This is a genomic window from Bartonella sp. CL70QHWL, assembly GCF_042194855.1.
In the GTDB taxonomy this organism is placed as follows: Bacteria; Pseudomonadota; Alphaproteobacteria; order Rhizobiales; family Rhizobiaceae; genus Bartonella.
The window spans coordinates 94,410-108,518 of the sequence record NZ_JBHINJ010000001.1 but is presented as its reverse complement, the minus strand read 5'-3'; the positions used below and the strand labels follow the sequence as shown (position 1 = coordinate 108,518).

The following is a 14,109-nucleotide window of genomic DNA, read 5'->3' as shown; positions in this document are numbered from 1 at the left end:
AAAATGTAAGAATTATCGCCAACATTGGGAATTAGCACAATAATGATGGCGCTACTTTGCTCTCACACCTCAACCTTTTTTGTGATGCGCAAGGAAAAAAATAATTGATTCAATATATTATTTAAGCGTTAATATACCTTAGTATTGAGCAGGTAGATGCTAATCAAAGTGAGTAATTTTTTTGGCAGGACATCTGATCAGGCTAAAAATACTCGAAAAAAGCTCTAATTTTCAATAATTGAGAAGTATATTTTAATATTTTATTCTCTACTCTTTGTTTAAGTACTTCATACCTTTTAAAAAGATATCGGTAGCCAACATATTATGATTTTGTGGAAATATTGTGGTAAAGGAAATTCAAATTTTGTCCTTGAAGACAAGGCGTAGGTTAAACAGCACATTTTCTATTTCTGTGCAAAACATAAAAGAATTATCTACTTTCACGGTTGCAACAGTAAAATTTTATAATCCAACAAATGATTAAAAACGTATTATAATATCATTAAAATGCAAGGAACAAGCGCTATTGGAATTATGATTAAATAGCAAATAAACCTTTTAAATTGATGTACACATCCTTTATTATAATTGATTCCCTTGATAGAACAGTTTGTCCTTTTGGTGGAGCTAAGCGGGATCGAACCGCTGACCTCTTGCATGCCATGCAAGCGCTCTCCCAGCTGAGCTATAGCCCCTATAAAAACAAATTTTTCCAAAAGGACAGTATACAATTCCAACTTTTCTAGAACGATCAAAGTTGAAGATCAAGAAGAATTTACATTCAATGGAAAAGATGTCCTTTTTTATTTCTCTTAAGCATCGTCATCATTAGAAACACCGCCTCCGAGAATATTAGTAACGTCATCATCTTCATCGTCACCATCATGAGATAAAAATGTATCATCATCATCACCAAGATCTACATCACTATCTTCTAAATCAGGAAGATCGTCATCTTTAGAATCCTCATCATCCTCTTCAAGAAGCATAAAAGCAGATTTTTCAAGTGCTGTATCAAGCTCTTCAGTATCAACTTCTTCCTCATTGTTTGCTTCAGCTGCTGCAACTTCAAAGTAAGAACGCGGATAAGAAATTCCTGTATAGGGCGACACAATAGGATCGCGATTTAGATCGTAAAATTTTTTTCCTGTTTCTGGATCAACACGTTTAGTTCCAAGTTCTTGTTTTGCCATAAACCGTGCCTCTTTGATTAACTATTATTCCATTAAAAGATAAATTTTATGGTGCTTAATCGAAAAATAATACCTTTGTCAAAGATAAATACACTGTTCCACAGTGATTTTTTCATGACGTCTTTTAAAGCATGTGCTAAAGGATGCACAATTTCATAAAAGTTAGATAGAATTAAATAGAATTTCCATGCAAAAAGCAATCCCTATAACCACCTATAAATCGAGTAGTCTCTCTGGAAAAATTCAAATACCAGGAGATAAATCAATCTCTCACCGCTCTCTTATATTGGGAGGATTAGCAAGTGGTGAGACATATATTCATGGATTACTTGAAAGCGCTGATGTACTCAATACAGCTGCTGCTATGCAAGCTATGGGTGCCTGTATTATTAAAAAAGATGACTTCTGGATCATACGAGGAACAGGGAATGGTTGCCTTTTAGCTGCACAAAAACCTTTAGACTTTGGAAACGCTGGAACAGGTGCTCGTTTGGTTATGGGAATGGTTGGTCCGTATCATATGAAAACAACCTTTATTGGTGATGCTTCTCTCTCTAAACGTCCAATGGGACGTATCCTTGATCCACTGCGTCTCATGGGGGTTGAAATTGAGGCAACGCGCGACGATCATCTTCCTTTAACGCTTTATGGTCCGAAAATGGCTAATCCGATTCGTTACCGTGTTCCAATAGCTTCCTCCCAAATTAAATCAGCAATCCTGCTTGCTGGACTCAATACCGCCGGCATTACAACTGTTATTGAACCAGTTCTGACACGAGATCATACGGAAAAAATGTTAAAAGCATTCGGTGCGCAACTTGAAATAGAAAAAGATAACGAAGGTGCGCGTTTGATTCACCTTAATGGTCAACCCCATCTTACTGGGCAAACGATTCATATTCCGGGGGATCCTTCTTCTGCTGCTTTTCCAATTATCGCAGCCCTTCTTGTAGAAGACTCTGATATCACCATTGAAAATGTTTTGATAAATAACTCTCGAATAGGACTTATCGAAACATTGTGGGAAATGGGTGCTCAAATTGAATTTTTGAACCGACGTCAAACAGGTGGAGAGGATGTTGCTGATCTACGGATAAAATCATCGGTCCTTAGAGGCGTTACGGTGCCCAAAGAACGTGCTCCATCGATGATAGATGAATATCCTGCTTTGGCAGTAGCAGCAGCCTTTGCAGAAGGCAAAACAGTAATGCTAGGAATTGAAGAGTTGCGTGTAAAAGAATCAGATCGACTGTCTGCTGTTGCTCAAGGACTCGAAATTAATTGCGTAGACTGTGAAGAAGGTCAAGATTTTCTTATTGTTTATGGAAAAGGTTCTGCCAAAGGTTTGGGTGGTGGACATGTCTCCACACATCTTGATCATCGAATTGCTATGTGTTTTCTCATTTTTGGGCTTGTATCAGAAAAACCTGTTACTATTGATGATAAACGAATGATCGCTACGAGCTTTCCAGAATTTATTCCTTTTATAAAACAACTTGGGGGAAAAATCGCTTGAAGCCTTTTGTTATCGCCATTGATGGACCTGCAGCCTCAGGCAAAGGAACCTTAGCACGCAAAATTGCTGCACATTATCGCCTTCGCCATCTCGATACTGGTCTTACTTATCGTAGTGTTGCTCATACGCTTTTACAACAAAATTTAGCTCTTAATGATGAAAAAAATGCTATTATTTATGCTAAAGAACTTGATTTTAATACCTTAAATCCTTCTCTTCTTTCTTCTCATGAACTTGGTGAAGCGGCTTCAAAAATAGCAATTAATCCTGCTGTACGCAAAATTCTTGTCGAAAAACAACGCAACTTTGCTAAAGTTTTGCCCGGCTGTGTGCTTGATGGGCGTGATATCGGAACTATTGTTTGTCCTGATGCCGATATCAAGTTTTATATTCTAGCCAATGTCCAAACACGCGCCAAACGTCGCTACCAAGAGATTTTAAAAAAAGGTGTTCAAGCAAATTATCATGAAATCCTAGCTCAACTTGAACAGCGCGACAGTCGCGATATAACGCGCAAACAAAGTCCATTAAAACCAGCAAAAAACGCCCACTTGCTTGATACGTCAGAATTGAGTATAGAAGCAACATTTGAAGTTGCATGCAGTTTTATTGATCCAATCATAAAAATGCATATAATTGGATAAATTCGTTAAGGTAACTTCCAGCCTAGCGCTAACTTTTTTTCCTTTATTCAAGGAAAAAGGCTAAGAAGTTGCTTATGTTAACACTAACCCAGCGCTCATACCTTATAATACAAGGTATATATTAGGAGTTCTTATGTCACAATACAATCCCACAACAGCGGATTTTGAAGCCCTTTTAACAGAATCTTTTCAAACTAATGATCTTAATGAAGGATCTGTTGTTAAAGGTCGTGTTATTGCAATCGAAAAAGACATGGCCATTATTGATGCTGGTCTTAAAGTCGAAGGACGTATTCCTCTCAAAGAATTTGGAGCTAAAGCAAAAGATGGTTCTTTGCAAGTTGGCGATGAAGTTGAGGTTTACATTGAACGCATTGAAAATGCGATGGGTGAAGCTGTTTTATCGCGTGAAAAAGCACGGCGCGAAGAAAGTTGGGTCCGTTTGGAGGAAAAATTCAATGCTGGTGCACGCGTTGATGGAGTGATCTTTAGCCAAGTAAAAGGTGGTTTTACAGTCGATCTTGATGGTGCCGTTGCTTTCTTGCCTCGCAGCCAAGTTGATATTCGTCCCATTCGTGATGTTTCACCCCTCATGCATAATTCACAGTCCTTTGAAATTTTGAAGATGGATCGTCGTCGTGGCAATATTGTGGTTTCACGTCGCACTGTCTTAGAAGAAAGTCGCGCTGAGCAACGTTCAGAAATCGTACAAAATCTTGAAGAAAACCAAATCGTTGAAGGTGTGGTGAAAAATATTACAGATTATGGTGCCTTTGTTGATCTTGGTGGGATTGATGGTCTCTTGCACGTTACAGATATGGCATGGCGGCGTGTTAATCACCCATCTGAGGTGCTCACAATTGGCCAAACGATTAAAGTTCAGATTATTCGCATTAATCAAGACACGCACCGTATTTCTCTTGGAATGAAACAGCTTGAAAGTGATCCTTGGGAAAGCATCAGTGTCCGGTATCCGATTGGTAAAAAAATTACGGGTGCTGTTACCAACATTACTGATTACGGTGGTTTTGTTGAAATTGAACCAGGAATCGAAGGGCTGATCCATGTTTCTGAAATGAGCTGGACAAAGAAAAATGTTCATCCTGGAAAAATTCTGTCTACATCACAAGAAGTAGAAGTGGTTGTTCTTGAGATTGATCCTTCTAAACGGCGTATTTCTCTTGGCTTAAAGCAAACATTTGAAAATCCATGGGAAGCTTTTGCCAATAAATTTCCTGTCAATTCGCAAATTGAAGGAGAGGTTAAAAATAAAACAGAATTTGGTCTGTTTATTGGGCTTGAAGGCGATGTTGACGGTATGGTTCATTTGTCTGATCTTGATTGGAACCGTCCTGGTGAACAAGTTATTGATACTTATAATAAAGGCGATATCGTTAAGGCTGTGGTCCTTGATGTTGACATTGAAAAAGAGCGCATTTCTCTTGGAATTAAGCAGCTTTCCAGCGATAAAGTTGGAGAAGCAGCTGCTTCTGGCGAATTGCGAAAAGGTGCTGTTGTAACATGCGAAGTGATTGCTGTTAACGACAATGACATTGGTGTGAAATTGATTGATCACAACCTTGAGACAACCATTCGGCGTGCTGATCTCGCGCGTGATCGTGATGAGCAACGTCCTGAGCGTTTCGCAATTGGGCAAAAGGTTGATGCTCGCATCACAGCATTTGATAAAAAAACACGTAAAATTTCAGTATCGATTAAAGCTTTAGAAATTGCAGAGGAAAAAGAAGCTGTTGCACAATATGGTTCTACAGATTCAGGTGCTTCTCTTGGTGATATTCTTGGTGCAGCTTTGAAAAAACAAGAACAAGATTAATCATCAATCATTAAAGTTAGTGTTATTATTAAGGTCACTCATTTTAGGAGTGACCTTTTTATTTTCTAAAGAAATTGTCTGCTTATTTTTAAATTATTGAAACAAAAATTATAAATGCTTGCAAATAAAAACAAAAAGTTTGTTTTTTGTCTAACAACGGTTCACTATTCAGATAAAATGCTTAAAATTTAAATAAAAAACGATGTAATTGAATAACAATGGGACATTATGACGTGCATAAGACCTTTCATAAAGTGCTTTTTTTCTCAAAAAGAGAAAAAAGACCATTTTATTAATACGGATTTTCCTCTTCGTGCAATTTATAAGGTACAGGAAGATCTTTATAACTTAGGGCATGATATAGCTTCTGGTAAAGAAATTTTACTCCCTGAATATGAAGGAGTAGAAGATTTTCGCAAGAGATTGAATGAAAATGCTAAACTTATTCTTCATGCCTTTCATACCAGTGATTTTGCTGCCCGAAATGATGAAACCATCGCACCTTCTGCTCAATGGCTCATTGATAATCATTACACCATTGATAAAACCATACAAAAGCTACGTCGTAATCTACCCAAGTCCTTCATAAAGCAACTTCCTCTTTCTACACACAAAGCGGGAATACCACGAATTTTTGCTTTAACTTGGCTTTATATTGCGCATACCGATAGCAGCTTTTCACAAGAAACACTCACTGCTATGACCAACGGATTTCAAGAAATTTGTGCGCTCACAATTGGTGAATTGTGGGCTCTTCCTTCAGTTATGCAAATGCTGCTCATTGAAAATGTCCGTCGTCTTTCAGTACGTATCGAAAAAGCGCGACATATGCGCCATCTTGCTAGTCAAGTAGCTGATAAAATTTCTCTTGTAGAAAATAAAACAAATCTACACTCTCTTTTTACGCAGTATAAACCATTTACTGTTGATCCAACTTTTTCAGCACATTTATTCTATCGCCTGCGCAGTGCATCTGTCGATTCAACCGTAGCATTAACTTGGCTTGAAAAGCAATTGAAAAGCCAAGGCAGTAGCTTAGAGATTGCAACAGCTGATGAACATACCCGACAAGCAGCAGATGGTGTGACCATGGGAAATATTATCCGTGCTCTTAAAGCTATAGATGATGTTGATTGGATAGCATGGTTTGAAACAGTGAGTTGTGTCGATTCTATTTTGCGTAAAAATAGTGATTTTTCTGAAATTGATGCTCACTCACGCAATATTTATCGACAAGTCATTGAAAAAATTTCACGCTTTTCGCCTCTTAGTGAGCTGGAAATTGCACATAAAGTTGTAGAAATGGCAAATTCCACTTCTAAGGATATGCCTCATCATTCTTGTGTGGGGTGGTACCTTGTTGATGATGGTCGTGGCATATTTGAAAAGGCTTGTGGATATATTCCGCCCTTTCTCATAAAATGGACACGCGCTTCCTGTTGCTCAAAATTGAGAGTCATCGCCATTCCTGTCTCTTTTCTGACGCTTTCTCTTTTGCTGGTAATTTACGCCCTTTTACAAATATCTGGCATGACACAATGGATGTCTTTTTGCTTTACTGTATTGGCGCTTTTTCCTGCTATTGATGCTTCTTTTGCTTTATTTAACACTGTTGTTTCGTGGTTTGTCCCATCAAAACAACTCATTGGTTATGAATATAAAGAAGGTATTCCAAAACATGCACGGACAATGGTTGTTGTACCTACTTTGATGACATCACGCGCTAATGTTGATGAACAAGTGCGCAATCTTGAAGTGCACTATCTTTCCAATCCTAAAGGTGCCATTCATTTTGCGCTCATTACAGATTGGGTGGATGCTCCATTGAGAGAAACGCAAGATGATCTTGATTTATTGCACTATGCGCAAAAGAGTATTGATAAACTCAATAGTCGTTATCATCGTGATGAACTTCCGCTTTTTTTCCTTTTACATCGCCGACGCCTTTATAATGCAAGCGAAAAATGTTGGATGGGATGGGAACGAAAGCGAGGAAAACTTCATGAACTTAATCGGCTCTTAAGAGGCGATAAAAATACAAGCTTTTATCCTCCCAATCCACATCTTCCTATGGATTGCCGTTTTGTTATGACGCTGGATTGTGATACACGTCTTACTCCAGAGAGCGTCGCGAAACTTGTTGGAAAGCTTAACCATCCACTCAATCATCCCGTTTTTGATCCACAAAGTGGAAAGGTTGTAAAGGGCTATAGCATTTTACAACCACGCATTATTCCTTCTCTTACAACAGGAAAAAAAACATCAATTCTCCAACGGGTTTTTTCTATCAACCGTGGCATTGATCCTTATGTTTTTGCTGTTTCTGATACTTATCAAGATCTTTTAGGAGAAGGCACCTTTATCGGTAAAGGTCTTTATAATATTGATGCATTTGAACAAGCGCTTGATGGCAAAATTAAAGAAAATACTATTCTTAGCCATGATCTCTTAGAGGGAGGTTATGCTCGTACTGCTCTGGTAAGTAGCATAGAAGTCATTGAAGACTATCCAACCGCTTACAATATTGATGTTATGCGTTATCATCGTTGGGTCCGCGGTGATTGGCAGCTTTTGCCTTATCTTTTTTCCCACCGTCAAATAAGTTTCGTGACGCGTTGGAAAATGCAGGATAATTTACGTCGTTCTCTCACTCCACTTATGTGGTTAATCGCAGCATTTGCAGGATGGGCTTTTTTGTCTTTAAAGAGTGCAATCGTCTGGCAAATATTCTTGTTGTTTAGCTCCTTCATTTCACCCATTCTATGTGTATTAAAAACGTTTGTCTCATCTAATATAGATCATTCTTTGCGTGGACATTTTCAATTAATTGGGAACAAAATTGCTCTTACAAGCGCTGATATATTTCTTAAAACGACGTTTCTTGCTCATTCGGCGTATTTTATGACCGATGCGATTATTCGTACACTCTATCGTATGACGATTTCAAAACAGCATCTTCTTGAATGGAAAACTTCTGCCGCAACAAAATCAATGCCCAATAGTTTGCGTTTCTATGTTTTTACAATGGCACCAGCATCGCTTATCGGTGTTCTTACTATAGCGCTCCCTCTTTTTTCTGATAGTTTTGCAAGTTTGGTTGCTTTACCTTTTGGGATAGCATGGTTTTTTTCACCCTTTATTGCTTGGATTGTGAGTCAACCTTCAACCTTTCAAGATAGCCTTTATCTTTCTTCAAAAGATGAAAAAAAACTCCGCTCTATTGCACGGCGGACATGGCTTTATTATGCAACCTTTGTCAACGAACAAAACAACTATTTGCCTCCCGATAATTTTCAAGAAGATCCTGAACCTCTTGTTGCTCAACGTACATCGCCTACGAATATTGGCGTTTATCTCCTTTCTATTATTGCAGCACGTGATTTTGGCTGGATTGGTTTTGAAGAGACCATCACCCGTATTGAATGTACATTACGCTCTCTTACAAAAATGGAAAAGTTCCGTGGTCATCTCTATAATTGGTATGAAACGGATACACTTAGGCCTCTTTTGCCTACTTATGTATCAACCGTTGATTCGGGAAATCTTGCCGGTCATTTGGTAACACTTTCTTCTGCGTTAAGTGAATGGGCTGAAAAACCGCCTCTTTTTTTTCAAAGTGATCGAGAAGGCTTATCGGATGTTCTTGCTATTCTTGAAGAAACTGTCAGAGAAATTCCAGATCATCAACCCAGTTTACGCTCTTTACGCCAAAAAATCGAAGAAAACATCACTCGTTTTCATGATTCTGTCTTCACTTTTATAGAACAAGAAAATACGATCCCTTCTCACGTCATAGATCTTTCACTTGCAGCCCACGATATTGTGCACTTAGTCGGTGAACTTGACCACAAAATTCAAACGATAGAATCTGCTCGTGCGCTTTCTTGGGCTAAATGCCTTATCGACACCTGTAACGCTCATCATAATGATGCGACTGCTCATTGTGATACTGAAAAATTACGTAAAAAACTAAACAGGCTGGCTATAGTGGCACGGCAAATAGCCTTTGATATGAAATTTGACTTTTTAGAACAGCCTAAACGGCATCTCTTATCCATTGGATATCGTGTTCAAGAAAACAAACTCGATGAAAATTGTTATGACCTGCTTGCTTCAGAAGCACGTCTTGCAAGCTTTTTTGCCATCGCAAAAGGAGATATAAAACTTAAACATTGGTTTCGTCTTGGTCGACTTCTCGTACCCATAGGTGGGAAAGGTGCACTCCTATCATGGTCTGGATCAATGTTCGAATATCTTATGCCATCTCTCGTAATGCATGAACCTTTAGGGTCTCTCTTAGATCAAACAAATCGATTGATTATTCGTTGTCAAATACAATATGCCCATAAACGGGAATTGCCATGGGGTATTTCAGAAGCCGCATTTAATGCTCGCGATCATTTAATGAATTACCAATACGCTCATTTTGGTGTTCCAAACCTCGGACTCCAACGTGGTCTTTCACGCAATGCTGTCATTGCTCCCTATGCCAGCCTTCTAGCGGCACAATATGCTCCTGCTTGCGCTGTCGCTAATTTAAAACGACTTCGTGATCTTGGAGCTTTAGGAACATATGGTTATTATGACTCTGTTGATTTTACCCCTTCACGCGTGAAAACAGGGGAAAAATACGCCGTTGTACGCAATTATTATGCGCACCATCATGGCATGTCTATCCTTGCTCTTAACAATGTTATTTTTCAAGGGCGAATGCGTGATCGTTTTCACCGTGATCCCGTTATTGAGGCAACACAATTGCTCTTACAGGAAAGAGCGCCTCATCTCATTCCTATTATTCATACCAAAGCTGTTAATCGTATGCGCAATAAGTCTCAAGCATTTGATGCAGCCCCTTTGCGCATTATTACAAACCCGTTACTCAAACCACGAGCGACTTTACTTTTGTCTAATGGCTTTTATTCTACCATGTTAACAGCGAATGGTTCTGGTTACAGCCGTTGGCACGATTATGCGATTACGCGCTTTATTCCTGATGCAACAGAAGATCAACAAGGTACTTTATTCTTCTTGCGTGACACGCATAGTGGACGGTGGTGGTCTGTTACTGGTGAGCCAACACGTGTTATTGAAGAAGAAGCTGTCAGCATTTTTACAGATGAAAAGGCTGAATATACAAAAATGGTTGATGGTATTAAATCAACACTTGAATGTCTTATTACATCTGAAGGATGTGGCGAAGGGAGACGTATTCAATTGATGAATACGACAAATAAAGACCGATTCATTGAAGTGACTTCTTATGGTGAATTAGCGCTTGCCACGATGGATACAGACCAAGTTCATCCTGTTTTTTCCCGTATGTTTATAGAGACAGAAATTGCTGAAGAAGGTAAAACAATTTTTGCCAAAAGGCGCAAACGCTCGCCTAGTGATCCTGAAGTCTATGTTGCCCATTTTGTTTCTAGTACAACAGATATTCTCCAAGAGACAGAAGCTGAAACAGATCGCTCTCTGTTTATTGGTCGGGGGCGATCCATTCATCGGCCCGCTGCATTTGACCAAAATGCTCGTTTCAGTAACAGTCAAGGTTGTGTTCTTGATCCTGTTATGTCATTGCGATGCCGTATAAAAATTTCAGCCCATGAAAAAGCAGAACTTATTTTTTGGACCTTTGCTGCTCATACAAAAGAAGCGCTAAATAATCATATTAAACATTATCGACAACCTGATATGTTTCAAAAAGAACTTTCAATGGCATGGACGCGCTCACAAGTCGCACTGTATCAGAGCGGAACCCAGCTTAAAGAAGCTATTATCTATCAAAAATATGCAACACCGCTTATCTATCCAGAAAGAACGTGGCGTCTTCCTTCTGAAATATTAGCAAAAACGCTAGGAAAACAGTCTGATCTTTGGCCCATGTCTATCTCAGGAGACAATCCACTCTGTCTTCTTAGATTAAATAACGAGGGAAATATAACCGTACTGCGCGAGCTCCTTAAAGCACACGAATATTGGTGTATGCGCGGACTCATTGTTGATTTGGTCATTCTTAATGAACAAACATTTTCTTATATACAAAGTACACAACGCGCTCTCGAGTGGGTCTGTGAAACTTATTATCACCACACGCAAAAAGCAGATGAACGCCAACATATTTTCATGCTTCGACGCGATCAAATGAGTGAACAGAGTTTTAAAACGCTTCTTGCATCAGCACGCATCGTTCTTGATGCCCAAAATGGCTCTTTATCTGAACAACTTAAACGACTTGATGAGAATGATTTTAATCTCACAATTCATAAAAATTATCAAGAATCTTATGATCAATTAGACTTGCCAAGATATAACGAAGGAAAGCAATTTACAACGCAAACTGAACAAAATCTTTTTTCTTCCATTGGTCTTATTAGCCAACAAAAACCATCCTCTTTTCTCCCAAATGGAGAAGATCTAAGATATTGGAATGGTTACGGTGGTTTTAATCAGCACAATCATTATGTAATACGTCTTCATGGACGTACCACCACACCACATCCGTGGATTAATGTCATTGCTAATCACAGATTTGGTTTTCATGTCTCTGCTGAAGGTGCAATTTTTACTTGGGCTAACAATAGCCGCGATTATCAACTAACTCCTTGGGCGAATGATCCAACGTCTAACCGGCCAGGAGAAGCTCTTTATCTGGTTGATCGCCAGTCTTTAAAACGTTTCTCACCCGTTTCTACTGTTGAATGTGACGAAAATATTGTCTATGAGGCTTGTCATGGGTTTGGATTCTCAACTTTTAAATCAACACATTCAGAAATCGCATTAGAACTGACTCATACACTTGATCCCGAAAAACCTATTCGCTTTTCACGTCTTATCCTTACGAATGAAGGGAAAAAACTACGCAGTTTACGCCTTTATAATTATGTTGAATGGGTTTTGGGAAATGTCCGTACAAAATATGCCCCCTTTATTGTTTCCTCTTATGAGGCCAGATGGGGTGCACATTTTATTCAAAATCCCTATCACATCGAGAAATCTCAACAAGTTACATTTTTATCAGCATCCGAAATGCCAACCAGCACTACAACCAATCGCGCTGAATTTATTGGTGCAACGGGAACCGTAACACGTCCAAATGCGATCCGTAAAGCCGGTGCTCTTTCGAATACCATTGAAGCAGGATGTGATCCTTGTTCAGCATTCGCCTATGATATTGATCTTCAACCAGGGCAAACAAAAGAAATCATCTTCTATCTTGGCAGTACTGAAAATAGGCAAGAAGCTGAAAAATTACTTAATCAAGTACGTGCAAGTGATTTTGAGATTCAGCTCACAAAACAAAAACAGCAATGGAGTGATTTTGTTTCTCCTCTCCAAGTCAAAACACCTGACGCTTCTTTTAATCTTATGGTCAACCATTGGCTTCCTTATCAAATCTACTCATGCCGCATCATGGCACGCGCAGGCTTTTACCAAGCTAGTGGTGCATTTGGTTTTCGTGACCAGTTACAAGATAGCCTGTCTTTGTTATTGCTGGAACCACAATTAGCACGTGAACAATTGTTAAATGCAGCAGCGCACCAATTTCTTGAAGGTGATGTGCAACATTGGTGGTTGCCTGACACAAATGCTGGTGTTCGTACATACATTTCTGATGATATCGTTTGGCTTGCATATGCAACAGCTCTTTATGTCAATACCACTGGCGATAATGCCTTTCTTGATACGCTGATTCCTTTTATTGAAGGTGATGTTCTCAAAAGTGGGCAACAGGATGCTTATTTTCAACCCACCCAATCCTCAAAGGTTGCAACAGTTTATGAACATTGTGCTTTAGCTTTAGACCTTGCCATTAAACGCTGCGGACCACATGGTCTCCCTCTTATTTTAGGTGGGGATTGGAATGATGGCATGAATTTGGTCGGTGTGGAAGGAAAAGGCGAAAGCATTTGGTTAGGATGGTTTCTTGGGCACACATTACAAGCATTTATCTCTTTAGCCAAAAAACGTGGTGACAATAGCCATATGCAAATATGGAGTACGTACCTTGAACATTTAACAAAATCCCTAGAGAAAAATGGTTGGGATGGTGCTTGGTATCGACGTGGTTATTTTGATGATGGAACGCCTCTGGGCTCTAAAGTCAATGATGAATGTCAAATTGATACCATTGCTCAATCTTGGGCTGTCATTTCTCAAATGGCATCGCTTGAACGCCAAAAACAAGCAATGACATCAATGCTGGAACATCTCTATGATAAAAAAGGTGGACTCATTCGCCTTTTTTGGCCGCCTTTTGATAAAAGTACGCTCGAGCCTGGTTACATAAAAGGTTATCCTCCAGGAATTCGAGAAAATGGTGGTCAATACACGCATGGTGCCATTTGGAGTATTTTTGCGTTGGCTGAAATGGAACAAAACGATAAAGCTTATGCTTTATTTTCTATGATAAACCCAATTACCCACGGACAAGATCCTGAAATTTATCGTGTTGAACCTTATGTGATGGCCGCAGATATTTATGCTGTTGAACCACGATGTGGTCAAGGCGGTTGGACTTGGTATACAGGTTCAGCCGGTTGGTTTTATCGCGCCGCAACACAAGCTATTCTTGGAATACAGCGTCAGGGAGACCTCTTGTTTTTGCAGCCACATTTACCCTCTATTTGGCCAAAATATGAAGCAACAATGAAGTTTTATGATGCCGTTTATAGCATTAAAGTAAAATGGGGACCTAAAAATATGCTCTATGTTAATAGCAAAGAATATACCGAATTTCATACAGGGATAAAGTTACAAAAAACAGGTCAGCATGAAATTATACGTATTGTCAAATATTAAAGATGAAAGATGAAAAAAGAGAGCAGACTTTTTTATTCTTGCCCAAAACTGTAGAGTTGTTATATTGCACCGCCTATATTAGCCGTGTTGGTGCATAATATTTTAGATTTTATGAAACTGAAA

At 39.1% G+C, this 14,109-nt stretch carries 5 protein-coding genes and 1 tRNA gene; 4 read left to right on the top strand and 2 right to left on the bottom strand.

Going from position 1 to position 14,109, the window contains the following annotated elements; translation table 11 throughout:
- Window positions 1-619 precede the first annotated feature (619 nt).
- Together ACFIJZ_RS00370 and ACFIJZ_RS00365 are read right to left on the bottom strand one after the other, a co-directional pair.
- Window positions 620-695, bottom strand: a tRNA-Ala gene (locus tag ACFIJZ_RS00370).
- Between the two features lie 117 nt (window positions 696-812).
- Window positions 813-1,193, bottom strand: coding sequence for a TIGR02300 family protein (locus tag ACFIJZ_RS00365; protein WP_273790244.1), 381 nt, complete (start codon window positions 1,191-1,193; stop codon window positions 813-815).
- A gap of 187 nt (window positions 1,194-1,380) precedes the next feature.
- Here ACFIJZ_RS00365 and aroA point away from each other — a divergent pair, with 187 nt between their 5' ends.
- The 4 genes from aroA to ACFIJZ_RS00345 all read left to right on the top strand — a co-directional run bounded on the left by aroA (window position 1,381) and on the right by ACFIJZ_RS00345 (window position 13,986).
- Entirely contained in the window at window positions 1,381-2,709 is a 1,329-nt protein-coding gene (gene aroA, locus ACFIJZ_RS00360; RefSeq protein WP_273790245.1) for a 3-phosphoshikimate 1-carboxyvinyltransferase, read from the top strand.
- Window positions 2,706-3,353, top strand: a complete 648-nt coding sequence (gene cmk, locus ACFIJZ_RS00355; RefSeq protein ID WP_375617510.1) for a (d)CMP kinase — start codon at window positions 2,706-2,708, stop codon at window positions 3,351-3,353. The genes aroA and cmk overlap by 4 nt, the downstream gene beginning before the upstream one ends.
- 133 nt (window positions 3,354-3,486) lie before the next feature.
- Window positions 3,487-5,187: a 30S ribosomal protein S1 gene (gene rpsA, locus ACFIJZ_RS00350; protein ID WP_026500132.1), complete on the top strand. Its 1,701-nt coding sequence runs from the start codon at window positions 3,487-3,489 to the stop codon at window positions 5,185-5,187.
- Between the two features lie 228 nt (window positions 5,188-5,415).
- Entirely contained in the window at window positions 5,416-13,986 is an 8,571-nt protein-coding gene (locus ACFIJZ_RS00345; RefSeq protein WP_375630547.1) for a GH36-type glycosyl hydrolase domain-containing protein, read from the top strand.
- Window positions 13,987-14,109 lie beyond the last annotated feature (123 nt).